This window comes from Erwinia sp. PME.40.26/001 (assembly GCF_055556675.1).
The window spans coordinates 1-231 of sequence record NZ_JBVHNP010000474.1 but is presented as its reverse complement, the minus strand read 5'-3'; the positions used below and the strand labels follow the sequence as shown (position 1 = coordinate 231).

Here is a 231-nt window from a genome sequence, read left to right as displayed (position 1 = left end):
CTCCGCGACCGCTCCGAGCTGCAGGCGCTCCTCGGCGAGTTGGAGGGGGTCCGCACCCTCAGCGAGACGCTGCGCTCGCAGACCCACGAGCACGGCAACCGGCTGCACGCGCTGCTCGCCCTGCTCGAACTCGGGCGCATCGACGACGCGCGGCGGCTCATCGCGGCATCCACCGAAGGCCGCCAGGATCTCGCCGACCGCATCGTGTCCGGCAACGACGGCGCGGTGGTC

General features: G+C 73.2%; 1 protein-coding gene. It reads left to right on the top strand.

The window, feature by feature from the left end:
- Positions 1–231 (top strand): Spo0B domain-containing protein (locus tag ACZ3HG_RS25030; protein WP_465335271.1); only part of this gene is annotated, 231 nt, incomplete at both ends.